The sequence below is a fragment of the Streptomyces sp. NPDC044033 genome (genome assembly GCF_056434425.1).
Genome location: NZ_JBWKFF010000015.1, coordinates 205,205 through 229,755, shown reverse-complemented (window position 1 = coordinate 229,755; position 24,551 = coordinate 205,205). Strand labels below are relative to the sequence as shown.

Annotated in this window: 25 protein-coding genes and 1 tRNA gene; 10 read left to right on the top strand and 16 right to left on the bottom strand. The window is 71.3% G+C overall.

The annotated features are described in order from the left end of the window. Positions 1-3 precede the first annotated feature (3 nt). The 3 genes from AC07AB_RS25770 to AC07AB_RS25760 form a co-directional block, all read right to left on the bottom strand. Positions 4-936: a LysR family transcriptional regulator gene (locus AC07AB_RS25770; RefSeq protein WP_478571056.1), complete on the bottom strand. Its 933-nt coding sequence runs from the start codon at positions 934-936 to the stop codon at positions 4-6. 148 nt (positions 937-1,084) lie between these two features. Beyond that, the gene (locus AC07AB_RS25765; RefSeq protein ID WP_478571054.1) at positions 1,085-1,597 is read right to left on the bottom strand and encodes a MarR family winged helix-turn-helix transcriptional regulator; all 513 of its coding nucleotides are present in this window, start codon (positions 1,595-1,597) and stop codon (positions 1,085-1,087) included. A gap of 78 nt (positions 1,598-1,675) precedes the next feature. Next, complete coding sequence (locus tag AC07AB_RS25760; protein ID WP_478571051.1) at positions 1,676-1,831, bottom strand: hypothetical protein; 156 nt, start codon at positions 1,829-1,831, stop codon at positions 1,676-1,678. A 261-nt stretch (positions 1,832-2,092) separates the two neighbouring features. Between AC07AB_RS25760 and AC07AB_RS25755 the strand changes: the two genes are divergently transcribed. Next, positions 2,093-2,611: a tetratricopeptide repeat protein gene (locus AC07AB_RS25755; protein WP_478571049.1), complete on the top strand. Its 519-nt coding sequence runs from the start codon at positions 2,093-2,095 to the stop codon at positions 2,609-2,611. Between the two features lie 258 nt (positions 2,612-2,869). On the opposite strand, the gene AC07AB_RS25750 is transcribed toward AC07AB_RS25755, so the two are convergent. The 7 genes from AC07AB_RS25750 to galU form a co-directional block, all read right to left on the bottom strand. Further along, positions 2,870-2,943, bottom strand: a tRNA-Ala gene (locus AC07AB_RS25750). Positions 2,944-3,032: 89 nt separating this feature from the next. Continuing rightward, a complete protein-coding gene (sepX, locus tag AC07AB_RS25745) occupies positions 3,033-4,097 on the bottom strand; it encodes a divisome protein SepX/GlpR (RefSeq protein WP_478571046.1) in 1,065 nt (354 codons plus the stop codon). A gap of 151 nt (positions 4,098-4,248) precedes the next feature. Next, positions 4,249-4,845: a GNAT family N-acetyltransferase gene (locus AC07AB_RS25740; RefSeq protein WP_478571044.1), complete on the bottom strand. Its 597-nt coding sequence runs from the start codon at positions 4,843-4,845 to the stop codon at positions 4,249-4,251. A 23-nt stretch (positions 4,846-4,868) separates the two neighbouring features. Next, positions 4,869-5,381, bottom strand: coding sequence for a MogA/MoaB family molybdenum cofactor biosynthesis protein (locus tag AC07AB_RS25735; protein ID WP_478571041.1), 513 nt, complete (start codon positions 5,379-5,381; stop codon positions 4,869-4,871). After that, on the bottom strand, positions 5,378-5,905 hold the full coding sequence (moaC, locus tag AC07AB_RS25730; RefSeq protein WP_478571104.1) for a cyclic pyranopterin monophosphate synthase MoaC: 528 nt from the start codon (positions 5,903-5,905) through the stop codon (positions 5,378-5,380). Before moaC ends, AC07AB_RS25735 begins: the two co-directional genes overlap by 4 nt. Positions 5,906-5,980: 75 nt before the next feature. Next, a complete protein-coding gene (glp, locus tag AC07AB_RS25725) occupies positions 5,981-7,375 on the bottom strand; it encodes a molybdotransferase-like divisome protein Glp (RefSeq protein WP_478571039.1) in 1,395 nt (464 codons plus the stop codon). 4 nt (positions 7,376-7,379) lie between these two features. Further along, positions 7,380-8,282 (bottom strand): UTP--glucose-1-phosphate uridylyltransferase GalU, encoded by a 903-nt coding sequence (gene galU / locus AC07AB_RS25720; protein WP_478571037.1) that lies wholly within the window; start codon positions 8,280-8,282, stop codon positions 7,380-7,382. A gap of 111 nt (positions 8,283-8,393) precedes the next feature. On the opposite strand from galU, the gene AC07AB_RS25715 reads away from it, so the two are divergent. Next, on the top strand, positions 8,394-8,963 hold the full coding sequence (locus tag AC07AB_RS25715; RefSeq protein ID WP_478571035.1) for a 5-formyltetrahydrofolate cyclo-ligase: 570 nt from the start codon (positions 8,394-8,396) through the stop codon (positions 8,961-8,963). Positions 8,964-9,023: 60 nt separating this feature from the next. On the opposite strand, the gene AC07AB_RS25710 is transcribed toward AC07AB_RS25715, so the two are convergent. Continuing rightward, positions 9,024-11,804: a penicillin acylase family protein gene (locus tag AC07AB_RS25710; protein ID WP_478571033.1), complete on the bottom strand. Its 2,781-nt coding sequence runs from the start codon at positions 11,802-11,804 to the stop codon at positions 9,024-9,026. A gap of 353 nt (positions 11,805-12,157) precedes the next feature. On the opposite strand from AC07AB_RS25710, the gene AC07AB_RS25705 reads away from it, so the two are divergent. From AC07AB_RS25705 to mscL, 6 genes are all read left to right on the top strand, one after another. Continuing rightward, positions 12,158-13,861 carry a potassium/proton antiporter gene (locus AC07AB_RS25705; protein WP_478571102.1) on the top strand — a complete coding sequence of 568 codons (1,704 nt, stop codon included), beginning with the start codon at positions 12,158-12,160 and terminating at the stop codon, positions 13,859-13,861. Positions 13,862-14,040: 179 nt separating this feature from the next. Next, positions 14,041-15,354, top strand: a complete 1,314-nt coding sequence (locus AC07AB_RS25700; protein WP_478571031.1) for an MFS transporter — start codon at positions 14,041-14,043, stop codon at positions 15,352-15,354. Positions 15,355-15,420: 66 nt separating this feature from the next. Then, positions 15,421-15,801 (top strand): FmdB family zinc ribbon protein, encoded by a 381-nt coding sequence (locus tag AC07AB_RS25695; RefSeq protein ID WP_478571029.1) that lies wholly within the window; start codon positions 15,421-15,423, stop codon positions 15,799-15,801. 85 nt (positions 15,802-15,886) lie between these two features. Next, entirely contained in the window at positions 15,887-16,720 is an 834-nt protein-coding gene (locus tag AC07AB_RS25690; RefSeq protein WP_478571026.1) for an S-methyl-5'-thioadenosine phosphorylase, read from the top strand. 126 nt (positions 16,721-16,846) lie between these two features. After that, positions 16,847-17,086 (top strand): hypothetical protein, encoded by a 240-nt coding sequence (locus AC07AB_RS25685; protein WP_478571024.1) that lies wholly within the window; start codon positions 16,847-16,849, stop codon positions 17,084-17,086. Between the two features lie 167 nt (positions 17,087-17,253). Further along, complete coding sequence (mscL, locus tag AC07AB_RS25680) at positions 17,254-17,799, top strand: large conductance mechanosensitive channel protein MscL (protein ID WP_478571021.1); 546 nt, start codon at positions 17,254-17,256, stop codon at positions 17,797-17,799. 104 nt (positions 17,800-17,903) lie between these two features. On the opposite strand, the gene AC07AB_RS25675 is transcribed toward mscL, so the two are convergent. Continuing rightward, positions 17,904-18,089: a hypothetical protein gene (locus AC07AB_RS25675; RefSeq protein ID WP_478571019.1), complete on the bottom strand. Its 186-nt coding sequence runs from the start codon at positions 18,087-18,089 to the stop codon at positions 17,904-17,906. A gap of 169 nt (positions 18,090-18,258) precedes the next feature. Between AC07AB_RS25675 and AC07AB_RS25670 the strand changes: the two genes are divergently transcribed. Both AC07AB_RS25670 and AC07AB_RS25665 read left to right on the top strand, forming a co-directional pair. Continuing rightward, a complete protein-coding gene (locus AC07AB_RS25670; RefSeq protein WP_478571016.1) occupies positions 18,259-19,485 on the top strand; it encodes a low temperature requirement protein A in 1,227 nt (408 codons plus the stop codon). Positions 19,486-19,543: 58 nt separating this feature from the next. Then, on the top strand, positions 19,544-20,629 hold the full coding sequence (locus tag AC07AB_RS25665) for a P1 family peptidase (protein WP_478571014.1): 1,086 nt from the start codon (positions 19,544-19,546) through the stop codon (positions 20,627-20,629). Positions 20,630-21,166: 537 nt separating this feature from the next. Here the strand turns inward: AC07AB_RS25665 and AC07AB_RS25660 are convergent. From AC07AB_RS25660 to AC07AB_RS25645, 4 genes are all read right to left on the bottom strand, one after another. Further along, positions 21,167-21,928, bottom strand: a complete 762-nt coding sequence (locus AC07AB_RS25660) for a class I SAM-dependent methyltransferase (protein WP_478571099.1) — start codon at positions 21,926-21,928, stop codon at positions 21,167-21,169. 83 nt (positions 21,929-22,011) lie between these two features. Beyond that, the gene (locus AC07AB_RS25655; protein WP_478571012.1) at positions 22,012-22,962 is read right to left on the bottom strand and encodes a transporter; all 951 of its coding nucleotides are present in this window, start codon (positions 22,960-22,962) and stop codon (positions 22,012-22,014) included. Further along, complete coding sequence (locus tag AC07AB_RS25650; RefSeq protein WP_478571009.1) at positions 22,959-23,885, bottom strand: ATP-binding cassette domain-containing protein; 927 nt, start codon at positions 23,883-23,885, stop codon at positions 22,959-22,961. The genes AC07AB_RS25655 and AC07AB_RS25650 overlap by 4 nt, the downstream gene beginning before the upstream one ends. Next, on the bottom strand, positions 23,882-24,349 hold the full coding sequence (locus tag AC07AB_RS25645; protein WP_478571007.1) for a GntR family transcriptional regulator: 468 nt from the start codon (positions 24,347-24,349) through the stop codon (positions 23,882-23,884). Before AC07AB_RS25645 ends, AC07AB_RS25650 begins: the two co-directional genes overlap by 4 nt. Positions 24,350-24,551 lie beyond the last annotated feature (202 nt).

The window sequence follows — 24,551 nt, the reverse complement described above, 5'->3', positions numbered from 1 at the left end:
CCGTCACCTGACCCGGTGCTCCGTGGGCAGCGGCTGCTCGAAGACCTCGTCCAGGGACAGGCCCGTGGCCGCGTTCATGAACGCCCGGGCGACCACCGACCCGGGGGTCGCGGCGTGTATCGCGACGGAGACCTGCGCGCTGGCGTCCGGGTCGACCAGGCGTACGGCCCTCGTCCGGCCGCTCACCGGCATCGCGCGCATCCACGTGTGCGGCACGATGCTCGCCCACTCGCCGACGCCGACGGTCGCGTAGAGAGAGGCGACGGAGTCCGTCTCCAGCTGCGGGGTCACCACGACCCCGCTGTCCGCGAACACGCCGTCGATGAGCTGCCGGACCCTCATGTCGGGGGTCAGCAGGGCGAGCGGCAGCTGGGCCGCCTCGGCCCACGTCATGGTGTGGGTCTGCGGCGTCAGCTGCTCCTCGGACGCCAGCAGCACGTACCGCTCCTGGTAGAGCGGCAGCACCTGAAGGCCCTCCTGGTCCTCGGGCCCGAAGTGCGCGATGGCGGCGTCCAGCTCGAACTCGCGCAGCTGCCGGTGCAGCTCCTTCGCCGACAGCCGGGAGCTGACCTGCACCTTGGCCAGCGGGTGCGCCGCCCGGAACGCGGCCACGGGCAGCGCCAGGGTCGTCGACGCGGTGGGGTCCGTACCCAGCCGCAGCGTCCCGGTGATGCCCGACTGGACGGCGGCCACCTCGGCCTTGAACGCGTCCTGCTCGGCGAGGATCCGCTTGGCCCACACGACGAGTCGCTCGCCCTCGGGGGTGAGGCCCTCGTAGTTGTGCCCCCGGTTGATCAGGGTGACGTTCAGCTCGCGCTCCAGCTTGGCGATGGCCGCCGACAGCGCGGGCTGCGAGACGAAACAGGCGTCGGCCGCCCGGGCGAAGTGCCGCTCCTTGGCCACCGCCACGAAATACTCCAGCTGCCGGAACAGCATCAGCGGCTCCTTCCTCGTCGGGCACAGAGAATCATCGCCGAATTATCCCCGGAAACGACAAAGGTCCCGTACGCCGATACCCGTACGCCGAACCCGTAGGGCGATCCTCGTCCGGCCGCCGGGCCGACGTGGGGCGAACGGTAAACAGCTATCGGCACTGCCCGCCGTCACCGCCATCGCCGCCATCGCCGCCGTCCGCGTCGAGGAGGCGGGTGAAGAGCCGGGTGAGCTGGTCGAGTTCGTCGCCGGAAAGGGTGCCGACCGCCGGAGGCGGACGCATCAGGATGGCGTCGATGGTCGCGATGGCTTCGTGCCCGGCGGCCGTGAGCGTGACCAGCTTGCGCCGCCGGTCTTCGGGGTGCGGCCGGCGCTCGACCAGATCGTGAGCTTCCAGCTTGTCGACGATGAGCGTCGTGTACGGGGCGTCGAGGCCGTTCACCTGCGCGAGCCGGCTGAGCGTCACCGGCCCGTCGCGGAGCTGGAGAAGGATCTTGCCCCGGCCGCCGCCGAGGCGGAACCCGAGCGCCTCGGCCAGCTCGCCCCGGCGGCTGTGCGCCTCGACGAACCGCTGCATGAGCGCCCACGCCTGCTGGACCGGCTCGGCCGGCCGTCCCGGCGGTGGTCCCGACGATCCCGACGATCCCGACGAGGTGGCTGCCATCGGTCGTCTCCCGTGTCCCTCAGTGCCGCGGCGGCCCAAGGCGCCATGTCGTGTGCCCGGCGCTCCGAAGCGCCGCGCTCACCACGCTACCGTGCGGCCGAGCAAGTCGACGTCGTGCAGTCCGGGCTTGCCCCGCAGGTCGTCGAGGGTCCTGACCACGTTCGGGATGCTGCCGCCGATGCCGTACCGGGCGTCCGGGCCGCCCATGCCGGTACGCACCCAGCCGGGGGCCATGAGGACCAGGGTCCGGCGGCCGCGGGTGTCGGCGAGCCTTGCGGAGCGGTCCGCGCGGATCCCCGAACGGCGGCCACGACGACAAGGCGCGAAACCGCCCCAAAGCTCCGCCCCAACGGGCCCCGGAACGACGAAGATCCCGGCGATCGCCATGCTCGCCATGATCGCCGGGAGTGACGTTTCGCCCCGCTGCTGACGGCGGAGCGACAGAGGCCACATAGGGCCATTCCGGCGGTCGGCTCTACCTGCGAAGCTACGACCATGACCATAAAGATCACGGCGGAGTGGGAACAGCGGTGCGCCGCCCTGTGGGCCGCGTTCGAGGACCACGACGCGGCGGAGTTCCGCTCGAAGATCAAGGAGTTGGCCGGCGAACTGCCGGAGGGCCACGCCGTCGCCGCGTTCGAACTCGCCTCCGCCCACGACGCGACCGACCTGGCCGAGCAGGCCGTTCCCCTCTACCGGAAGGCTCTGGACGACGGCCTGGACGGTGATCGTCGACGGCAGGCGGTCATCCAGCTGGCGAGTACGTTGCGCACCCTCGGCCACCCGGAGACCAGCGCCGACCTGTTGCTCGCGGAGCGCGAGAGGACCTCGGACGGACTCGACGACGCGGTCACCGCGTTCCTCGCCCTTGCGTTCGTCGACCTCGGACGCGAACGGGAAGCAGCAGCGCTCGCGCTCGGCGCGCTCGCCGGCCATCTGCCGTCCTACAACCTCTCACTCACCCGTTACGCCGCGGCCGTGGCCGACCCGATCCCGGACACCCCGAACGGCTGAGACGGGCCGGGCCCGGGTATCCCCTACGGCTCCTCTCCCTGGGCCACGCTGTACGCCGCGTCCCCGGGCCCGGCCGGCGCGGCGCCCCCGACCGTCAACCGCCTCCGCCGCGACCTGCCACACCCCCGTGACGCCGACCACGACGTGCGCACCCAGACTTCCCAACGAGCCCGGAAACGACGAAATCCCGTCCGATCGAAATGATCGGACGGGATTTCGTGAACCGCCTACGAGCTAACCCGTGAACGGCCCTTGCGGTGGACCTGTGGGGATTTGAACCCCAGACCCCCTCGATGCGAACGAGGTGCGCTACCAGACTGCGCCACAGGCCCTTGCAACGAGTGAAACTCTAGCATCCCTATCGGGGTGCTCGGAAATCCGCTCCCCTCCTGGTCAGCGACGGGGCGCCAGGAGGTGGGGCTCACTCGTTGGCGGCGCGGGGGCGGTCCTCGTCGGCGTACTGGTCGAAGAGGGGGGTGCGGCCCCGGTCGCGGGTGCGGCGGCGGGAGCGGGGCTGGCGCTGCGGTTCGGGGGCCGGCTGCTCCTCGGGCTGTTCCGGGGCGGGTTCGGCCGGACTGGAACGGGCCGAGCTCCAGGTGTCCGGGGCGCCGAGGTCCACGCTGCCGCCGGCGCGCGGGGCGACCGGCGCGGTGACGTACGTGGGCAGCGGTACGGGCACGGGCTCCCAGCTCTCGCCCGCTCCGCCCCGGCCGCGCTCGCGCTGCTGGTCCACCCACTCGGCGTGGTCGGTCTGCTCCACGAGGGCGCGCCGCCCCGCCGCGTGCACGGAAGGCGCGGGCGTCGCGGGGGCGTCGGGTTCGGTCCGGGGCTGGGCGGCGGGGTCAGCCGGGGCGTCGGCGATGGTGGGCGACTCCGCCGCCGGCCGAGGGTGTGGGCGGCCCTCTCGGAGCCGCTGGGCGGCGAGTTCGGCGCGGCGCTGGTCCATGGTGAAGGCGAAGCGCCGCTTCTCCTGGACCCGCAGATAGACGATGTACGCGCTGAGCAGCAGGGCCGGGGCGGCCGGGGCCCACAGGAAGGCGAGTCCGCCGACGCCCGCGACGACCGCGCCGACCGTGAAGCAGAGGAAGAGGACCACGGTGGTGCGCCGGCGGCGCGCGAGCACCTTCGAGCGCCGGGCGCGCTCCGCGGCCGTGGGGGTCGGGACGGACGCGGACGCGCCGAAGGACCGGACGTCGACCTTGTCGGTCGCGGCGTCCGGTACGGGCGCGCTCCGCTCGGCGGCGGGAGGCCCGGTCGGGTCCCCCGCGTCGTCGGAGTCGCTTCCCTCCAGGTCCGTCAGGTCCTTCTGGTCCTTGGCGTAACGGCGCTCCATCCCCGCCCGGCCGGACAGCAGCCGGATGGCGGTGGAGAAGCGTTCCGTCGGACGGGCTTCATTCAGCTCGTCCTGCCTACGGAGCCACATCGGCACCAAGTAGGCGGCCCAGGCCCCGACGATGACTGCGTAGATGAGGCCGCTGCTGCTCACGCTTCACACCGTAGAGGGGCATGCGCAAGTGCATCCGCCAATTGGCGCGGTGTGTCGCATGATCTGGCCGATATCTCGAACTTTTTTTGTGATTGTTTGGTTCAGCACCTCACGAATGCGGTCATTTGGCGACTGAATTCGAACATTCATTTTATTTCTGCGAAGCGTTGGGCCGCACGCGATGCCACCGGGTCAGCAGCCCCTCCGGGACCTCCTCGGCCGTCAGCACATAGACCAGATGGTCCCGCCAGCCGCCGTCGATGTGGAGGTAGCGCGGCCGCAGCCCCTCCTCCCGGAAACCGAGCTTCTCCACGACCCGGCGGCTGGGTCCGTTCTCCGGCCGGATGCACACCTCGACGCGGTGCAGCCCGACCGTCCGGAAGCAGTGGTCGACCGCGAGGGCGACGGCCGTCGGCATGACGCCGCGGCCGGCCACGGCCTCGTCCACCCAGTAGCCGACGTGCCCGGAGCACATCGACCCCCAGGTGATCCCCGCCACAGTCAACTGCCCGACCAGCCGCCCCTGGTACTCGATGACGAATGGCAGCATCCGCCCCGCGTGCGCCTCGGCGCGCAGATGGCGCACCATCTGCCGGTACGTCGGCCGGTGGATCAGCGGCCCGCCGGGCGGGGGCGGCGGGATGGTGGCCTCCCAGGGGCGCAGCCACTCGCGGTTGCGCCGGTTGACCTCCCGCCACGCCCGCTGGTCCCGCAGCCTTATGGGCCGCAGGGACGTGTCCCCGTCCACCAGCTCGGCGGGCCAGGGGGCGTTCAGTTGGTGCTCCCCGATGGTCTCGGATGGTCCCCGCCCCGGATCTGGTCGACGGCGTGGACCAGCAGCCGCCCCAGCACGGCCAGGCCGTCCCGGACCCCGCCCGTGGAACCGGGGAGGTTGATGACGAGCGTCGTCCCGGCGACCCCGGCCAGCCCCCGCGAGAGAGCGGCCGTGGGGACCTTCGCGAGCCCTTCCGCCCGGATGGCCTCGGGGATGCCGGGGATCTCGTAGTCCAGGACGCGGCGGGTCGCGTCGGGCGTGCGGTCGGAGGGCGAGATGCCCGTACCGCCGGTGGTCACCACCACGTCGTACGCGGCGGCCACCGCCTCCCGGAGCGCCTCCTCGACGGGGTCCCCGTCGGGCACCACCCGCACCCCGCCGACCTCGAAGCCGAGCGCGGCCAGCCCCTCGGCGAGCAGCGGGCCGCCCCGGTCCGGGTACACGCCGGCGGCCGCCCGGTTCGAGGCGGTGACGACCAGCGCGCGGTACGCCGCCGGGTCCGCGCTCACGCGGCGCCGCCTTCCCCGTCGGCGCGGGTCCAGGTGCCGGACTTGCCGCCGCTCTTCTCCTCGACCCGTACGTCCGTGATGACCGCGCCCTTGTCGACCGCCTTCACCATGTCGATCACGGTCAGCGCGGCGACGGTGACGGCGGTCAGCGCCTCCATCTCGACGCCCGTACGGTCGGTGGTCTTGACGGTGGCGGCGATCTCGACGGCGTCGTCGGCGACCGTCAGGTCGACCCGCACCCCCGAGACCGCCAGCGGGTGGCAGAGGGGGATCAGTTCGGGGGTGCGCTTGGCACCCATGATGCCCGCGATACGGGCCGTGGCGAGGGCGTCGCCCTTGGGGACCCCGGCGCCGCGCAGCAGCTCCACGACGCGTGGTGCGACCAGCACGCGGCCGGTGGCGCGGGCCGTACGGGCGGTGACGTCCTTCGCGGAGACATCGACCATCCGGGCCGCGCCGGCCGCGTCGAGGTGGGTGAGGCGGGGCGGGGTGCCGGGGGCACCGCCGCCCTCGGGGGTGGCCATCGGGTCCTGCGCGCTGCTCATCGTTCTCCCGGTCCGGTCCTTTTGGGCAGATACCGTACCGGCCGGAGCCGTCGGTCAGTCGAGGAGTACCACGTCGACCTCCGCGCCCGGCTCGACGGCGGTGGCGTCCTCGGGGACGACGATCAGGGCGTCGGCGTCGGCCAGCGCCTTGACGAGGTGGGAACTGGAGCCGCCGACGGCGGTCACCGCGCCCGCTTCGGCGTTGTAGCGGCCGCGCAGGAACTGGCGCCTCCCCTTCGGAGAGGATTCCACGCCGTCCACGCACACGGCCCGCACGGTCCGGCGGTCCACCGGTTCGAGGCCCATCAGGGCACGGATCGCGGGTCGCACGAAGAGCTCGAAGGAGACGTACGAGCTGACCGGGTTGCCCGGCAGGGCGAGCAGCGGGGTACGGGCGGACCTTCCGTGGCCGTCGCCGATGAAACCGAAGCCCTGGGGCTTTCCGGGCTGCATGGCGAGCTTGCGGAAGTCGACGCTGCCCTCGGCGCCGCCGAACCCGGAGAGGGTCTCCTTGACGACGTCGTACGCGCCGACGCTGACGCCGCCGCTGGTGACGATGGCGTCGGCGCGGATCAGCTGGTCCTCGATGGTGGAACGGAGGGTCTCGGCGTCGTCGGCCACGGCGCCGACCCGGTAGGCGATGGCCCCGGCGTCGCGGGCGCAGGCGGTGAGCATGAAGCTGTTGGAGTCGTGGATCTGGCCGGGGGCCAACTGCTCGCCCGGCTGGACCAGTTCGCTGCCGGTCGACATGACGACCACCCGGGGGCACGGGCGGACCTTCACGGTGGCCCGGCCGATCGCGGCGAGCAGGCCGATCTGGGCGGGTCCGAGGACCGTGCCGGTCCGCAGGGCGAGGTCGCCCGCCGTGACGTCGCTGCCGCGGGCGCGGACATGGGCGCGGGCCCCGGCCGGGCGGTGCACCCGGACCTCGCCCCACGCGCCGTCGGGGGCGGCGCTGTGCGCGGCCATCGCGTCGGCCGGGCCGCCGCCCGTACCGCCGTCGGTCCACTCGACGGGGACGACGGCCTCGGCGCCGGACGGCAGCGGGGCTCCGGTCATGATGCGGGCGGCCTCGCCGGGGCCGATCTCCGGGAGGTCGCCGCTGCCCGCCGCGATGTCGCCGACCACGGTCAGCACCGCCGGGAACTCCTCGCTCGCCCCCGCGACATCGGCGACCCGCACGGCATAGCCGTCCATCGAGCTGTTGTCGAAGGGCGGCAGGGCGGCGGGGACGGTGACGTCCTCGACGAGCACGCACCCCAGGGCGTCCAGCAGTTGCAGCTCGATCGGCTCCAGCGGGCGGATCCTGGCGAGGATGTCCGCGAGGTGCTCGTCCACCGACCAGACCCGGTCCGAGGCGGCCGGGGCGTCGGCCCCCGCGCGGCCCCCGCCCTGCTCGCTGCCCCGGTCACTGCCCTGCTCGGCGGCCTTGTCGGCGGTGCTGGTCAAAGTGCTACATCTCCTCGGTGACATAACTGCGGAGCCAGGCCCGGAAGTCCGGCCCCAGGTCTTCACGTTCGCATGCCAGTCTGACAATGGCACGCAGATAGTCACCACGGTCCCCGGTGTCATAGCGGCGGCCCTTGAAGACCACGCCGTGCACCGGGCCGCCGAGATCGGGGTAGGCGGCGAGGTCCTGGAGGGCGTCGGTGAGCTGGATCTCGCCGCCGCGGCCCGGCTCGGTCCTGCGGAGCACGTCGAAGACGGCCGGGTCGAGGACGTAGCGGCCGATGACGGCGTAGTTGCTGGGGGCGTCGGCGGCGGTGGGCTTCTCCACCAGGCCGGTGACCTGGACGACGTCCTCTTCGCCGCCCGGCTTCACGGCGGCGCAGCCGTAGAGGTGGATCTGGGCGGGGTCGACCTCCATGAGGGCGATGACGCTGCCGCCGTGCTGTTCGCGCACCTCGATCATCCGGGCGAGCAGCGGGTCGCGGGCGTCGATGAGGTCGTCGCCGAGGAGCACGGCGAAGGGTTCGCTGCCGACGTGCGGCGCGGCGCACAGCACGGCGTGTCCGAGGCCGCGGGGGTCGCCCTGGCGGACGTAGTGCATGGTCGCCAGGTCGCTGGATTCCTGCACCCGGGCGAGCCGCGACTCGTCCCCCTTGCGCCGAAGAGCCTCTTCCAGCTCGTAATTGCGGTCGAAGTGGTCTTCCAGGGGGCGCTTATTGCGCCCGGTCACCATGAGGACATCGGACAGACCGGCGGCGACCGCTTCCTCCACCACGTACTGGATCGCCGGCTTGTCCACGACCGGCAGCATTTCCTTGGGGGTGGCTTTGGTGGCCGGAAGAAAGCGGGTTCCGAGGCCGGCGGCCGGGATGACAGCCTTGGTGATCCTTGAGTGCGAGGAAGTCATGGGCCGAACCATATCGGCTGGCATTGCGGGGAAGATGATGGTCCGGTGAATATGAACTGAGAGAGCGGAATTGTGTGCACAGTGACCAAATATGAAGGTAACAAAGGCGAGTTGCGACAGGCCCTCCTGGCGGTGAGGGCCGGGTTGACGGCCGGTGACGTCGCGGGGGCGGGCGAGGCGCTGGCGCGGCGCGCCCTGGAGCTGCCGGAGCTCGCGGAGGCGCGCACCGTCGCCGCGTATGTGTCGGTGGGACGCGAGCCGGGGACCCGCCCGCTGCTGGACGCGCTGCGCGCGCGGGGCGTACGGGTGCTGCTGCCCGTACTGCTTGCGGACAACGACCTGGACTGGGGGGACTACGCGGGCGCGGAGCGGCTCGTACGGGCCGGCCGGGGGCTACTGGAGCCGTCCGGCGTGCGGCTGGGGCCCGGCGCGGTCGCCGGGGCCGACGCGGTGCTGCTGCCGGGCCTCGCGGTGGACGGGCGCGGCATGCGGCTCGGGCGCGGCGGCGGGTCGTACGACCGGGTGCTCGCCCGGCTGGCGCGGGCGGGCGCCGATCCGGCGCTGGTGGTGCTCCTCTACGACGACGAGGTGGTCGCGCGGGTCCCGGAGGAACCCCACGACCACCTCGTGCACGCGGCGGTGACGCCGTCGGCCGTCCGCCGTTTCACAGCCGCCCTTTAGGGCCGTCCCGGAGGTTTGCGCCCCCGCGGGCCGCTAAAGGCGCGCTGCCGAGCGGCGCCGCTAAGGCTTGAGGACCAGTTCGTCCTTGGTGGCCTTCTTGACGGCGTCGGGGCTGTAGGCCCAGGGGAGCAGTTCGCCCCTGGCCCACATGTCCGTCTGGTCGTAGTAGTGAGCGTTGTAGGCGTGTCCGGAGGCGCCGGTGAGGTTGATCCAGCGGGACTTGTCGAGGTCCGCGAGGTTGACGACCATCCGCATCGACGGCACCCATACGACGTCGTAGCCGCCCGCCGCGTTCCAGCCGCTGGCGTCGACCGCCGCCTCGCCGCCGCCGAGGTTCCAGGGGCCGCGGTTCAGCAGGAACTGGACGAAGCCGGGGCCCTCCTTGCCGAGCGTCTGGTTCTTCAGCGTCAGCTGGTGCAGCCGGCCCCAGCTCCAGGAGTTGACGTCCTTGCCGAGCTTGGAGGTCAGCTCCCAGCGGGCGTCCTTCATGGCGTGGGCCAGCAGGTCGTCGCGGTCGTGGGCGCCCGGGTTGGTGCGGGTGCCGCTGGTCTTCCACCACTCGCTGTCGGGCTTCTTGAGGATGTTGCGGACCACCTCGAACCAGCGGTCGCCGCCGTCGGGCTGCGCCTGGTCGGGGGAGCGCTGGCCGCACTCGGTGACGAGCCGGGCGTTGCCGTTGAGGTCCTCGGCCGGACCGGAGTCGCTGGTGGGCTTCACACGCAGGCACTGGCCCTCGACCCGCAGCTCCTTGGGCAGCTTGTTGCCGAAGGCGAGCTTGAGGGTGTTGCGCCAGACGGCGTTGAAGTACGCGGCGGCCGCCGAGTCGGGCTCCTGGGTGTAGTCCCAGCCCTCAAGGAGCTTCTGCGCGTCGCGGATGTACTGCGTCTCCTTGGCCTTCAGGTGCAGGGAGCCGAGGTCGATGTTGAGCAGATAGGGCGTCAGCAGCTTGGCGATCTCGCTGCTGCTGTCCATCTGCATCTTCTGCATGTCGTCCGTCGAGATCTTCCCGCCGTCCTTGACCTTCGACTGGATGAGGTCGTTGATGCGCTGGCTGCGCGCGCCGTAACCCCAGTCGTCGGTCAGCAGGTACGGGTACTTGTCCTTGTCGACGACCGCCTGGTTGGCGGTGACGATGTAGCCGGACTTGGGGTTCTTCTCCCAGGGCAGCGCGGACTGCGGAATGAACTTCTTCCACTGGTAGGCGGGGTCCCAGCCGGGGGCCGGGTAGCGGCCGTCGCCCTTGTCGCGGTCCGGGATCCGCCCCGGGGCCTGGTAGCCGATGTTGCCCTTGGTGTCGGCGTAGATGAGGTTCTGCGACGGCACCTCGAAGTCGCGGGCGGCCTTGCGGAACGAGTCGAAGTCCTTGGCCCGGTTCAGCTCGAAGACCGCGTCCATGGACTTGCCGGCGTCCAGCGCGGTCCAGCGCAGCGCCACGGCGTAGCCGTCGGCGCGGTCGGGCGCGGGGTCCTTGACGGGCGCGTTCTGGCCGACCTTGCCGAGCTCGGAGTCGCGGTCGGAGACGATCGGCCCGTTGTTGGTCGTACGGACCGTGATGACGCGGTCCGTGCCGCCCGCGACCTTGATGGTCTCCTTGCGGGTGGTGAAGGGCTTCTGCTTGCCGTCGAAGAGGTACGTGTCGGCGGTGACCTTCTCCAGGTAGAGGTCGGAGACGTCCGCGCCCAGGTTGGTCATGCCCCAGGCGATGTCCTGGTTGTGGCCGATGACGACGCCGGGCATGCCGGAGAAGGTGTACCCGGCCACGTCGTACGGGCAGGCCGCGCTGACCTTGTTGCAGTGCAGGCCCATCTGGTACCAGAGCGACGGCATCTGCGGCGCGAGGTGCGGGTCGTTGGCGAGCAGCGGCTTGCCGGTGGTCGTGTACTGGCCGGAGACGACCCAGGAGTTGGAGCCGATGCCGTTGCCGCTGGGGCCGAGCAGCGCCGGGACGGAGCTGATCTTCTGGGAGAGCGTGGAGAGGCTGTTGTGCAGCCCCTGCGTGGCGCCCTTGCCGCTGCCCTGCGCGCCGCCGTTCGTGGAGGTGGGCGTCGCCTTGGGGTCGAACTGCTTGGTGAGGCTGTTGACCGCGCCGCCCTCGACGATCGGCTTGTTGCGCCCGTACGGATACGACGGGTAGAGCTGCTCGATCTGCTTGGCCGAGAGCCGCGTCGAGGCGAGCGAACGGTCGATCTCGTCCTGCATGTTGCCGCGCAGGTCCCAGGCCATGGCCTTGAGCCAGGCCACGGAGTCGACCGGGTCCCACTTCTGGGGCTTGTAGTCGTTCTCGAAGCCCAGAGCGGCGTACTCGGCGGACAGCGCCTTGCCCTGATGGTCCTTGAGGTAGGCGTTGACTCCGTCGGAGTACGCCTGGAGGTTCTTCTTGGCGCTCGCCGAGAGCTTGGTGTCGTACTCCTTCTGCGCCACCTGCCGCCAGCCCATGGTCCGCAGGAAGGTGTCCGTCTTCACCTGACTGGCGCCGAACATCTCCGAGAGCCGGCCGGCCGTCATATGGCGCCGGACGTCCATCTCCCAGAACCGGTCCTGGGCCTGTACGAAGCCCTGCGCCCGGAAGAGGTCGTCGGCGTTGTCGGCGTAGATCTGCGGGATTCCCTTGTCGTCCCGCTTGACCTGTACCTGCCCGGACAGTCCCTTGAGCTGAAGGGTGCCGGAGGTCTTCGGGAAGGAGGCTCGCACCGTGTCGACGCCCCAGTACGCGCCATAGCCGACGCCCGCCACGAGCAGCAGCACGAGGGTGATCACGAGCAGACGGGCGCGGCGGCCCTTTTTCTTGCCGGACTTCGGGCCGGTCTTCTCGGCGGAAGCGCCGGTCTTGTTGGCGGGCATCGCTGTCCTTCGAGGGGCAGGGTGGTCCTGGAGTGCTGGAGCAACCATAGGCGCACCCCCTGTCACGTCCCTACGCGGAGTCGCCGCCAGGCCCCTTCTTCGCTTCTCCGGCGCCCCCGTTTTACCGCGCGCGACGGCCCCCTTTACCGCCCGCGGCACCCCTCTTCCCGCCGCCGCAGCGACAAGCAGGCGTTAAGAACCCGTAAAATGTTAGGTAAGGCAATGAAGTTACCGGTCGTCCGGGGAGAAGTTCCGGCCGATATGGCGTGAAATGCACGAGAAAGGTCCGGCCCCTGACTGTCAACCACCTCAACGAACTCCTGCTGATCTGTTCCCTCGTGCTGCTCTCAGCCGTGGCAGCGGTCCGGGTCTCATCCCGCAGCGGGCTCCCCAGCCTGCTCATATATCTGGGCATCGGCGTCGCGATAGGCCAGGACGGCATCGGTGTCGTCTTCAACGACGTCGGTCTGACCCAGGTCATCGGCTACGCGGCCCTCGTGGTGATCCTCGCCGAGGGCGGCCTCGGCACGAAGTGGAAGCAGATCAAGCCCGCGCTGCCGGCCGCCGCCGTGCTCTCCACCTTCGGCGTCGCGGTCAGCGTGGGCGTCACGGCGACCGCGGCCCACTACCTGGCCGGCATGGAGTGGCGGCAGGCGCTGATCATCGGCGCGGTCGTGTCCTCCACCGATGCGGCGGCCGTCTTCTCCGTCCTGCGCAACGTTCCGCTTCCCTCCCGCCTCACCGGCGTGCTGGAGGCCGAGTCCGGCTTCAATGACGCACCCGTGGTGATCCTGGTCGTGGCGTTCTCCGCCGCGGGGCCGGTCGACCACTGGTATCTGCTGATCGGCGATATCGCCCTGGAGCTGGCCATCGGCGCGGCCATCGGCCTCGCGGTCGGCTGGCTCGGCGCGTACGGGCTACGGCATGTGGCGCTGCCCGCCTCAGGTCTCTATCCGATCGCGGTCATGGCCATCGCGTTCACCGCCTACGCAGGCGGCGCGCTCGCGCACGGCTCCGGCTTCCTCGCCGTCTATCTCGCGGCGCTGGTACTCGGCAACGCCAAACTGCCGCACTCCCCCGCCACCCGCGGCTTCGCCGAGGGGCTCGGGTGGATAGCGCAGATCGGCATGTTCGTCCTGCTCGGCCTGCTGATCACCCCGCACGAACTGGCCGACGACATCCTGCCCGCGGTGGTGGTGGGGCTGGTGCTGACGGTGGTGGCCCGGCCGGTGTCGGTGTTCCTCAGCACGGCGCCGTTCCGTACACCCTGGCAGGAGAAAACACTGCTCTCCTGGGCCGGGCTGCGCGGTGCGGTGCCCATTGTGCTCGCCACCATCCCCATGGTGGCGTCGGTGCCCGACAGCCGCCGGATGTTCAACATCGTCTTCATCCTGGTGATCATCTACACCCTGGTGCAGGGGCCGACGCTGCCCTGGCTCGCCCGGCACCTCAAGCTCCGCGACGACGAGGCCAAGGACCTGGGCATCGAGTCCGCGCCGCTGGAGCGGCTGCGCGGCCATCTGCTGTCGATGACCATCCCGGAGAACTCGCGGATGCACGGCGTCGAGGTCGCCGAGCTGCGGCTGCCCGCCGGGGCCGCGGTCACCCTGGTCGTACGGGACGGCACCAGCTTCGTGCCGCTGCCCTCGACGGTGCTGCGGCGCGCCGACGAACTGCTGGTCGTCGCCACCGACCCGGTGCGCGACAAGGCCGAGCAGCGGCTACGGGCCGTCGGCGAGGGCGGCAAACTGGCGGGCTGGCTCGGCACGACGGGCGGGCCGGACCGGAAACCCGCGGGGAACGCGGCGCGGAAGCCGGCGGGAGCGGTGGGGAAACCGACCGGGACGGCCGGGAAACCGCCGGGGCCGGGAGGCAGGCCGAAGGAACAGGGAGGCAAGCTGCCGGGTTCGGGCGGCAAGGCGACAGCATCAGGAGGCAAGCCGACGGGGTCGGGGGACAAACCGACTGGTTCAGGAGGCAAAGGGGCGGCGGAACCGGGCGTGAAGCCGTCCGGAAAGCCACCGGGGAAAGCCATGGGTAACATGAAACGGCAATAACCAACCCAACTCTGCCTGAAGCAGGGCTGGCGCGACCGCACGGCGGCCGCGGCCGCGCACCACAAGGTGGCCGAACCGGCATCTACCACGGTCCCGCGCGAGAGGACAGCTCTCGGCGCGCTCCGTGGAGGCTCCCTCCGTGCGGCGGCGCGCTACCAGGCGGCAGAAAGGCCCGGACCGTGGCATCCACGGTCACCGACCGCTCCCCGGAGCCGTCTGACGCAGTTCCACCGCCCCGTCCCGGATACGGACAGCTGCTGCGCACCCGCGGCGCCTGGACGTTCCTGCTGCCCGGGTTCCTGGCCCGGCAGCCGTTCGCGATGCTCACCATCGGCATCCTGCTGCTGGTCGAGCACACCAACGGCTCGTACTTCCTCGCGGGCACCGTGTCCGCCACCGCGGGCGTCGCCATGGCCCTGTTCGCCCCGCAGAGCGGCAAACTCGCGGACCGCTTCGGGCAGCGGGCGGTCCTGCTGCCCGGAGTGGTCGTACACACCTCGGCGATCGCCGTGCTGACGGCGCTGGCGCTGCTCGGCGCGCCGCTGTGGGCGCTGTACATCGCCGCCGTGCCGGCCGGTGCGTCCGTACCGCAGATAGGCCCCATGGTGCGGGCCCGGTGGGCGGCGAAGCTGGACGGCTCGCCCCTGATGCCGACGGCCGCGGCCTTCGAGTCGGTCACCGACGAGTTCACATTCGTGATCGGTCCGGTGCTGGCGACGGCGCTGTGCACCGGGCTGCACCCGGCCGCCGGGCTCGTCGTGGAGGCGTCGCTGACGCTGGTCGGCGGGTTGCTCTTCGCCTTCCAGCGGCGCACCCAGCCCACACCGAACCGGCGCGGCTCCGGCGACGCGGAGCACCGCACATCGGCGCTCTCCGTGCCGGGCGTGCGGGTGCTCGTGATCATCTTCCTCGGCATCGGGTCGGTCTTCGGCGGTATGCAGGTCTCGCTGACCGCGTTCACGCAGGAGATCGGGCAGCCGGGCATCAACGGTCTGCTGTACGGGACGTTCGCGGCCGGCAACATGATCGCGGGCGTGGTCTGCGGCGCCATCGCCTGGCGGGTCACCCCGCAGCGGCGGCTGCTGACGGCCTACCCGCTGCTGGTGCTGGCCACCTCCCCGCTGTGGGCGCTGCACTCCGCGCCGCTGCTCGGCGGTTTCGGGCTGCTGGCCGGGCTGTGCATCGCGCCCGCCCTGATCACCGGCTACACCCTGGTGGAATCCCTGGTTCCGGCGACCGCCCGTACCGAGGCGTTCACCTGGCTGACCGGCGCCGTGGCGCTGGGGCAGGCGCTGGCGGCGACGGTCGGCGGCCAGCTCGTGGACGCGGGCGGTTCCAGCGCCGGATTCCTGGTGCCTCTGGGGGGTACGGGACTGGCGGTTCTGGTGTTGTTCGCACTGCGCCGGCACCTCGTACCGAAGGACGGCGGATCGCGCGTGGTCGCCGAGTCGGAACGTGGGGTCGGTCACCGCGAGGCCGTCTCGGTGGACTGAACGGCCGGAATACTGCACTATGGAGCGTCGTTAGCACTCATCGAGTGAGAGTGCCAGGAGGAGCAAGTGCCGACCTATCAGTACCAGTGCACCAAGTGCGGCGAGGGCCTTGAGGCGGTGCAGAAATTCACCGACGACGCCCTTACCGTGTGCCCGAGCTGCGAGGGGCGCCTGAAGAAGGTGTTCTCGGCGGTCGGCATCGTCTTCAAGGGATCCGGCTTCTACCGGAACGACAGCCGCGGCTCGTCGTCCAGCAGCACTCCGGCCAAGGCGGGCTCGTCGTCCGGCTCGGCGGACTCCTCGGGCAAGAGTGACAGCGGTTCCTCCGCTTCGTCTTCTTCGTCCTCGGACTCGTCCTCTTCGTCTTCCTCCTCGTCCTCCTCGTCGGGGGCCTCCACGTCCGCGTCGAAGTCGTCGAGCGGCTCGACGAACAGCTCCGCGGCCTGACGCCCGCGTTCGACTCTCTCCAGGGCCCCGTCGGTTTCCTCCGACGGGGCCCTCGGCGTGCCCCGCTCGGGCTACTGTGATCGCCATGGCGAACGCAGAAATCGGGGTCATCGGCGGGTCGGGCTTCTACTCCTTCCTGGACGACGTGACCGAGATCACGGTCGAAACCCCCTACGGACCGCCGAGCGACTCGCTCTTCCTCGGCGACATCGCGGGCCGCAAGGTCGCCTTCCTGCCACGGCACGGACGCGCGCACCATTTGCCACCGCACCGCATCAACTACCGCGCCAACCTGTGGGCCCTGCGCTCCGTCGGCGCGCGCCAGGTGCTCGGGCCGTGCGCGGTGGGCGGGCTGCGCCCGGAGTACGGGCCGGGGACACTGCTCATACCGGACCAGCTGGTGGACCGTACGCAGGCGCGCTCCCAGACCTTCTACGACGGTGAGCCGCTGGCCGACGGCAGCACGCCGAACGTCGTGCACCTCTCCTTCGCCGACCCGTACTGCCCCGCCGGGCGTCAGGCGGCGATCGGGGCGGCGCGCGGGCGGGGCTGGGAGCCGGTGGACGGCGGGACGCTCTGCGTGATCGAGGGGCCGCGCTTCTCCACCCGGGCCGAGTCGCGCTGGTACGCGGGCCAGGGCTGGTCGGTGGTCGGCATGACCGGGCACCCCGAGGCCGTGCTGGCTCGGGAACTGGAGCTCTGCTACACCTCGCTGACGCTGGTCACCGACCTGGACGCGGGGGCCGAGACCGGCGAGGGCGTCTCGCACGAGGAGGTGCTGCGGGTCTTCGGGAAGAACGTGGGGCGGCTGCGCGAGGTGCTCTTCGACGCGGTGAGCGCGCTGCCCGAGACCAAGGAGCGCGGGTGCCCGTGCGGGGCGGCGCTGGACGGCCTGGAGCCCGGAATTCGGCTGCCGTGACACCCACGCGAGTGGTGAGGTTTTCCACAACCGGTCAGTAGTCCACAGGCCCGAGCGGGATTCGGCGGAACACGTCATCGTGATGTGTGTTCAGGCCAAGCTCCCCCAGGTCAGGCGGTGGTTGCCGTGTCGTTCACCTCGTCGCTCACTTTTCCCTCCACTCCCCCGCCGTGCGCGGTGCCCGCCTTCGCCCCGGTGCGGATGGGGCGCGGCGGCCACCGGCTGCGGCGGGCGATGCGGCGCCGACGGCGGACCGTGGCCGCCGGGCTGGCGGTGGCGGCCGCCGCCGCGCTGGCGGTCACCGGGCTCGACCCGGGCGCCGGGGCGGCGGTCTCCTGCGCGCCGTCCGACGCGGCGGGGCGGTGACGCCATGCCCAGCCATGGCACCGCGCCCGGCGCCGCATACGGCACCGCGTATAGCAGGAACGCCGCGCATATCCGTACGCGCGCGCTGCCGGGTAACCACTTCGAGTTGCCCGACTGGACAGCCCTCCCTCACCCTGGCCTATGTTGCGGAGCGGATTGTTCCGGGAATGACGCGTGCAAAGAGAGGCTGCTCGGTGAGCGAGAACAAGACAGGGGTCCTCGGCGGCTTCAGGGAATTCCTGATGCGCGGCAACGTGATCGAGCTCGCGGTTGCCGTCGTTGTCGGTGCCGCGTTCACCAACATCGTCAATGCCGTGGTCAAGGGCGTTATCAACCCGATCATCGGCGCTTTCGGCACCCAGAATCTGGATCAGTACTCGACCTGCCTCACCACCTGCGTGAAGAAGGGCGGCGAGTACACGGACGGCGTCTACATCCTGTGGGGCTCGGTGATCAGCGCCGCGATCACTTTCCTGATCACGGCGGGCGTCGTCTACTTCCTCATGATCCTTCCGATGAACAAGTGGAAGGCGCGGCAGGACGCCAAGAAGCCGCTGGACGACGCGCCGCTCCCGGCGACCGAGGTCGAACTGCTGACGGAGATCCGGGACGCGCTCGTCGCGCAGCGCAATGGCTCCGCCGCGGATCACATCGCGCTGCAGAAGACGCAGGCGTCGCAGAATTCACAGACGTCGCAGACGTCGCAGAACTAGCGCCGACGCCCGACGGGGCGGGCGCCACGACCTCAGAGGCGGTAACGGCCTCGCGGGCGGCTGCGGGCTCAGAGGCGGTTACGGCCTCGCGGGCGGCTGCGGCCTCAGAGGTGATGAGGCGGCTTCTCGTCGAGGAAGCGGGCCAGGTCGGCGGCGCTGTCGCCGCTGTCGGCCGGAGTCCGCTCGCCCCACCCTTGGTCCGTATCGTCCGAGGACTGCTGCGCCAGCGGGTCGTCGAAGACCAGGGCGGGGCGCGGATCGCGCGGTTCGGGGGCGGGGGCGGTGCTCATGCCTCCAGGGTACGGCGGGGCCTCGGGTACGGCAGCGGGCGTCCGGCGCGAGAAGCGCGCCATGCGCCTGGCCCGGCCGGGTCACGGGATACAGCCGATGTGCATGACAAGCTGACTCCGCGGTACGAGCCGCCCGCCCCCTCCGTACGACCCAAGAGGCCCGCGTCCGATGAACGAACACTCCTCCACGCCCGACGGCCCGCGCACCCCTCCGGCGTCGCCCGTCGGCCGCGTTTCCGGCCTTGTCCGCAGCATGACGGCGCGCAGCCGCGACGAGGAGCACCGCGCCGCCACCAACCTGGAGCTGCTCTTCGACCTCTGCTTCGTGGTCGCGGTGGCCCAGGCGGGGACCCGGCTGGTGCACGCCCTCGCCGAGGGGCACACCGGGACGGGGGTCACGGGGTACCTCTTCGTCTTCTTCGGTATCTGGTGGGCCTGGATGAATTTCTCCTGGTTCGCCTCCGCCTACGACTGCGACGACGTCCCGTACCGGGTGCTGACCCTGGTGCAGATGGCGGGCGTGCAGGTCTATGCCGCCGGGGTGCCGCGCGCCTTCGACGACAACGACTGGACGGTCGCCGTCATCGGCTACATCGCGATGCGGCTCGCGCTCACCTCGCAGTGGCTGCGGGCGGCGCACTCCGAGACCGGAGAGGCGCGGCGCACCGCGCAGCTCTACGCAACGGGGCTGACGATCTGTCAAGTCGGCTGGGTGGCGCTGCTGTTCGCCCCCGACGACGCGAAGAAGTGGCTGTTCCTGGTGCTGGTCGTGGCGGAGCTGGCGGTGCCGGTCGTCGCCGAGCGGCGCCAGCGGACGGCCTGGCACCCGCACCACATCGCCGAGCGGTACGGCCTCTTCACCATCATCGTCCTCGGCGAGACGATCTCGGCCGGGACGGTCGCCGTGCAGTCCGCCGTGGACGAGAACGAAGCGCTCGGGGAACTACTGCCCATCGCGGTCGGTGGACTGCTCATCGTCTTCGCGGCCTGGTGGATCTACTTCGCCGTCCCCATCCACAGCCATCTGAAGTCCAACCGGGACGCGCTCCCCTGGGGCTACGGCCACTACTTCGTCTTCGGGTCGGCGGCGGCGATCGGCGCGGGCATCGAGGTAGCGGTGGAGGAGGCGGTGGGCAAGGCGCACATCTCGACGGCCGCCGCGTCCGCCGCGGTGACGGTGCCCGCCGCGATCTTCATGATCACGGTCTGGCTGCTGCACTCCCGCCACTACAAGGTCACCCTCACCCAGCAGCTCGTGCTGCCCGTAGCGGCGCTGCTGGTCCTCCTGTGCACGTTCGCGGGGGCGGCGGCCGTGCTGCTGGCCGGGGTGGTGTGCGCGCTGACGGTAGCTGTCGGGCTGCTGCTCAACGAGCGGGATCCGGCTCTGGCCGAGTAAGGACGCCCGGCCCTTCGCCCACTACGGCGGGCGGGGCCCGCGTGATACGGATGCTGTCATGACTGACGCTCTGACGGATGCCCTCACCGATGTGCGCGGCCTGCGGGTCGGGCACGCACAGCGGATCGGCGACGGATGGCTGACCGGCAGCACGGTGGTGCTCGCCCCGGAGGGCGGGGCGGTGGCCGCCGTGGATGTGCGCGGCGGCGGGCCGGGGACGCGGGAGACCGACGCGCTCGATCCGCGCAACCTCGTGCAGCGCGTCGAGGCCGTGGTGCTGAGCGGCGGCAGCGCCTTCGGTCTGGACGCCGCGTCCGGAGTGGCCGCCTGGCTGGAGGAGCAGGGTCGCGGCTTCCGGGTCGGCCCGGATCCGGCGCAGGTGGTGCCGGTCGTACCCGCCGCCGCCCTCTTCGACCTGGGGCGCGGCGGCGACTGGCGGGCCCGGCCGGATGCCGGGTTCGGGCGGGAGGCCGTCGTGGCGGCGGCCCGTACGGAGCTGGGCGCGCCCGTCGCCCAGGGCTGCGTCGGCGCGGGCGCGGGCGCGGTGGCCGGCGGGCTCAAGGGCGGTGTCGGGTCGGCGAGCACCGTGCTGCCCTCGGGGGTGACGGTGGCCGCCCTGGCGGTGGTCAACGCGGCCGGTTCGCTGGTCGATCCGCTGACGGGGGTGTTGTACGCGCAGCTCTACGACGGTCATGTCGCCTACCCGCCCGAGGATCGGCTGGCCGCCGCGCACCGGGCGCTGGCCGAGGCGAAGGAGGAGTCCGCGCGACGCTCGGCGGCATCCGTGCACCCGCCGCTCAACACCACCCTCGCCGTCGTCGCCACCGACGCCGCCCTGACCCGCCCCCAGGCCCAGAAGCTCGCGGGCACGGCCCACGACGGGCTGGCGCGCGCGGTGCGGCCCGTACATCTGCTGTCCGACGGGGACACGGTCTTCGCCCTGGCGACGGGCGAGCGGCCGTTGCTGCCGGAGGGCACGGACCCTGCGTTCGGCATCCATCTGGAGGCGGGCGCGGTCAACGACATCCTCGCGGCGGGCGCGGACGTCCTGACACGGTCGGTGGTGAAGGCAGCGCTCTCGGCGGAGGGCGTGGACGGGCCGGGCGGGCTCTTCCCCTCCTACCGGGAGCTGTACGGTCCCTGATCCGGGGTCTTTACAGACCGTGATGGGGAGACTGCACAGGCCGGGGCCCAGGGCTGTATGGGCCCTGCCCGAGGGCTGTATGGGCCCTGCCCGAGGGGCTGCGCGGGGCCTGGCTCGGGGGCTATGCGGGGCCTGGTCCAGGGTCTGTGCAGCGCCTGTCACGGGGTCTGTGTCGTGCATGGCCCCGGGGTCTGTGTCGTGCATGGCCCCGGGCCTGTGCAGCGCCTGCACCGGAGCCTGTGTCGTGCATGTCCCGGGGTCTGTACGGTCCTGACCTGCGGCTTGTACGGTCCTGGCCTGCGGCCGAGCCCGCGGGGAGGTGGTCGGGCCGGTGTGGGCCAGGCCCGACACAGGCCCCGGGCCAGTCCGTACCGGGCAGCGGTCGTCGGCCGGAACGGCGGCTGCCGTTCGCCGGCCGGCAACGGCCGGCCGTCGCGGGCCATCCGCCGCCCGCTCTTCGCCGAGCGTTCGCCACCGTCCGTCAGCCGCCGCCCGTCGACTACCGCCCGTCAATCACCGCTCGTCAATCACCGCCCGTCACTCCGGCTGGTCGACCCGGATCTTCGACTGGCCGTGCTTGCGGGTTTCCCAGTCGTCCATGAAGCGGCCGCGCAGCCCGTGCTTCTCGGCGAGTGCGATGAGCGTTTCGGTGCGGTAGTAGAAGTCCTCGCGCAGTACCTGGTGCTCGGCGCCCTCGGTGCGGTCGAAGGTGAAGTCGAAGAAGCCGCCGGGGGCGAGGATGCGGCCGACGTGGGCGAAGCACTCGTCGATGACGGAGATCGGCGAGTGGGAGAAGACGCTGTGCGCGTGGACGACGTCGAAGTGGCGATCCGGGAGGAAGTCCAGCGTCAGGTTCTGAGTGATGGTCAGATGCGGGAGCTTGTTCTGGAGCCCGTACTGGGTGAGGGTCTGCTTGGCGGATATGAGGATGTCGGGGGAGATGTCGATGCCGTAGTAGTGGCCCGAGTCGAGGAAGTCGATGAAGCGCCAGCCCGCGCGGAGGTTGCCGCAGCCGATGTCGAGCATGCGGTGGCCCGGGGTCAGCCCGTGCTCGCCGAGGTAGTCGAACTGCATCTTGCCGAGCGCCAGCCACCGGTCGTGGGTCTGGCTGCCGACGGCCGCCTCCGGGTTGCGGCCGGTGTCGGAGGCCATGACCGCGCGGTAGTAGTCGACGTGGTCGGGGTGCTTGACGCGGAGCCAGCTGTCGCGGGCGGTGCGCTTGAGGTAGGGGGCGATACGGGCCGGGTTGCTCACCGCGTAACGCACCTTGTGCGTCAGGCTCGTACGGTTTTTGAGCATGGCTTTGGACGACGCCACGGGAGGACCTCCGTAGGGGGACGGTGAAGAACGGGGCAAGGTTCGTTCGGGAGGAGTTCGGCGGGTTACGCGTGCCGGGCGCGGAGCCAGTGGACGGTGAGCGCGGTCAGCGCCACCGCCAGGCTCAGCAGGACGGCCGTCTCGATCCACTGGAGGGGCCAGAAGTCGCTGCTGGGGTGCACCTTGTGGAAGCGGGCCACGTAGCCGTGTTCGGCCATGCACTGCTTCAGTTCGGCTCCGGAGAAGGGGCAGTTCATGACCCCTTCCTCCGCTCCGGAGGGCTTGATGTAGCCGAACTGCCCCGTGGACCAGGCGCTGCCGACCGGAATCTTCGGGACGATGCCCGGGGTGACCCGGGCCGTGGGCGGCAGCCAGTCGGAGCGGACGAAGGTCAGTGCGAGGCGCACCACGGCGACCGAGGCCAGGGCGATCCCCATGGCGGGCAGCATGCGACGCGTCAGCAGCCCGGCCGCGGTGCCGGCGGCGAGGCCGAAGAGGGCGCAGGCGATGGCGGCGGGGCCGGTGGCGTTGAAGATGAAGCCGTCATACCAGTACGGACCGTCGAGCATGTTGGAGATCGGCGACCACCACCATGCGACGAGGGCCGCGAGAACCGTGGAGCCGGTGATCGCGAACAGGACGGCGAGTCCGAAGCGGGCGGCGAACCAGCGGAGGGGGCCGACGCCCTGGGTGAGCGCCAGTCTGAAGGTGCCGTTCTCCAGTTCGCGGCCGATCAGAGGCGCGCCCCAGAAGACGCCGAGGAGCGCCGGAAAGGCGATGCTCAGCGTGGCGAGCGCGCGGATGGGGTCGGTGTTGTCGCGCAGCAGCTGCTCGGTGAACGAGCTGTCGCAGCCACCGTTCCAGCCCTTGCAGAGGGTTATGTGGTGGTCGTCGATGAACGACAGCATCTCCGCGCGCCGGAACCAGACGTACACCGCGCAGGCGAGCAGGGTGAGGAAGCCGACCAGGAGCAGGGTGCGCTGCTGACGCCAGGCGAGCCAGTGGGCTCCCCTCATGCCGCCTCCTCATCCGTTTCGCCGGGGGCGGCCGGGGGCTCGGGCCAGACGGGGGCGCGGAGGTAGCCGAGCAACAGGTCTTCCAGGGAGGGGGTTTCGGTGACCCACCGCCGGTCGACGAGGTCGGGCTGCCGGACCAGGGCCGTCACCTGCCGGCCGGTGAGGGCGCTCTCGACGACCGTGGCCCGGTCCAGTTCGGGCGGCAGCCCGTCGTCCGCGCTGTCGTAGGCCCGCCCGGTGAGCAGGGCGTGCGAGTCGCGCAGATCCTGGGCGTCGCCCGTGAGCCGGACGCCACCGTACTTGAGGACGAGCACGTGGTCGCAGACGTTCTCCAGTTCGGAGAGCACGTGCGAGGACATGACGACGGTGATGCCGCGCTCGGCGGCCTCGGCCATCAGCAGGCCCATGACCTCGTGCCGTACGAGCGGGTCGAGGTCGGCGAGCGGCTCGTCGAGCAGCAGCAGTTCGGGCCTCTTGCCGAGGGCGAGGGCCAGGGCGATGCGGGTGCACTGGCCCTGCGAGAGGGTGCCGACCTGGGTGGGGAGGGCGATGTCCCCGGCGCGCACGATGCGCTCGGCGGTGGCCTGGTCCCAGGTGCGGTTGAACTCGCGGCCGAAGCGGAGCGTGTCGGCGACGGTGAAGCGCGGGTAGAGCGGCTTGTCCTGGGCGAGGAAGGCCGTACGGTCACGGGCCTCGGCGGTGCCGGGGGCCGCGCCGAAGATCCGCAGTTCGCCGGTGGTGGGCCGGAGCAGGTCGGTCGCCAGGTGGAGCAGGGTGCTCTTGCCTGCCCCGTTGGGGCCGACCAGGGCGGTGATCCGCCCTGCGGGCAGCTCGAATTCGCAGTCGCGCAGCGCCCAGCCGCTCCGGAACCTCCGGCCGAGCCGTGTCGCCCGTAGCGCTGTGGGGGCGGTCGGATCGGTCACGTGTCTTCCTCCAGAGACGCCGGGCGCGGGGCGGTTCGCGCGCCGGCCATGAGTAGGGATACGGGCGGGAGCGGGCGCGGGCCGTAGCTCTCGTTCAGGGCGGCCTCGGTCATCGCGGCGATGTCGTCGCGGTCGAGTCCGGCAGCGCGGGCCCGGGAGGCCCAGTCGGTGAGTTCCGTGCGGAGCGGGGCGTCGGCCGCGGCCTCGGGGCGGGAGAGCGAGCGCCTGACGAACGTGCCCCGGCCGGGCCGGGGTTCGACGAGGCCCTCGCGCTCCAGTTCGCGGTACGCCTTGAGCACGGTGTTGGGGTTGATCGCGAGGGCGGCGACCACGTCCTTGGTCGTCGGCAGCCGGTCCCCGGGCTCCAGCACACCCAGCCGCAGCGCCTGCTGTACCTGGTGGACCAGTTGCTGATAAGCGGCGACGCCGCTGTGCCGGTCGATACGGAACGCGATCGTCTGCATATGTCCCTTTCGCCTCTCGTGCCACACCAGGTCAACACCGTTCCACTAACCTGTTAGTGGAATGATGCTGATCTGCTTCGACCTCGTCAAATCCCTCGATCGGCGAGGGCGGCGCGGGGAAACGCGACGAGCCCCGGACCGCCTGTCTGGCAGGCGGTCCGGGACTCGGGGATGGGTGAGCGCCGCGATCAGCGGCGGAAAG

What these genes read in the sequence shown, in the direction of transcription:
- AC07AB_RS25770 (WP_478571056.1), bottom strand. Translation starts at nt 936, where the DNA reads ATGCTGTTCCGGCAGCTGGAGTATTTCGTGGCGGTGGCCAAGGAGCGG.
- AC07AB_RS25765 (WP_478571054.1), bottom strand. Translation starts at nt 1,597, where the DNA reads ATGGCAGCCACCTCGTCGGGATCGTCGGGATCGTCGGGACCACCGCCG.
- AC07AB_RS25760 (WP_478571051.1), bottom strand. Translation starts at nt 1,831, where the DNA reads ATGGCCCCCGGCTGGGTGCGTACCGGCATGGGCGGCCCGGACGCCCGG.
- AC07AB_RS25755 (WP_478571049.1), top strand. Translation starts at nt 2,093, where the DNA reads ATGACCATAAAGATCACGGCGGAGTGGGAACAGCGGTGCGCCGCCCTG.
- moaC (WP_478571104.1), bottom strand. Translation starts at nt 5,905, where the DNA reads ATGGCCACCCCCGAGGGCGGCGGTGCCCCCGGCACCCCGCCCCGCCTC.
- galU (WP_478571037.1), bottom strand. Translation starts at nt 8,282, where the DNA reads ATGACTTCCTCGCACTCAAGGATCACCAAGGCTGTCATCCCGGCCGCC.
- AC07AB_RS25710 (WP_478571033.1), bottom strand. Translation starts at nt 11,804, where the DNA reads ATGCCCGCCAACAAGACCGGCGCTTCCGCCGAGAAGACCGGCCCGAAG.
- AC07AB_RS25690 (WP_478571026.1), top strand. Translation starts at nt 15,887, where the DNA reads ATGGCGAACGCAGAAATCGGGGTCATCGGCGGGTCGGGCTTCTACTCC.
- mscL (WP_478571021.1), top strand. Translation starts at nt 17,254, where the DNA reads ATGACGCGTGCAAAGAGAGGCTGCTCGGTGAGCGAGAACAAGACAGGG.
- AC07AB_RS25675 (WP_478571019.1), bottom strand. Translation starts at nt 18,089, where the DNA reads ATGAGCACCGCCCCCGCCCCCGAACCGCGCGATCCGCGCCCCGCCCTG.
- AC07AB_RS25670 (WP_478571016.1), top strand. Translation starts at nt 18,259, where the DNA reads ATGAACGAACACTCCTCCACGCCCGACGGCCCGCGCACCCCTCCGGCG.
- AC07AB_RS25665 (WP_478571014.1), top strand. Translation starts at nt 19,544, where the DNA reads ATGACTGACGCTCTGACGGATGCCCTCACCGATGTGCGCGGCCTGCGG.
- AC07AB_RS25660 (WP_478571099.1), bottom strand. Translation starts at nt 21,928, where the DNA reads ATGCTCAAAAACCGTACGAGCCTGACGCACAAGGTGCGTTACGCGGTG.
- AC07AB_RS25655 (WP_478571012.1), bottom strand. Translation starts at nt 22,962, where the DNA reads ATGAGGGGAGCCCACTGGCTCGCCTGGCGTCAGCAGCGCACCCTGCTC.
- AC07AB_RS25645 (WP_478571007.1), bottom strand. Translation starts at nt 24,349, where the DNA reads ATGCAGACGATCGCGTTCCGTATCGACCGGCACAGCGGCGTCGCCGCT.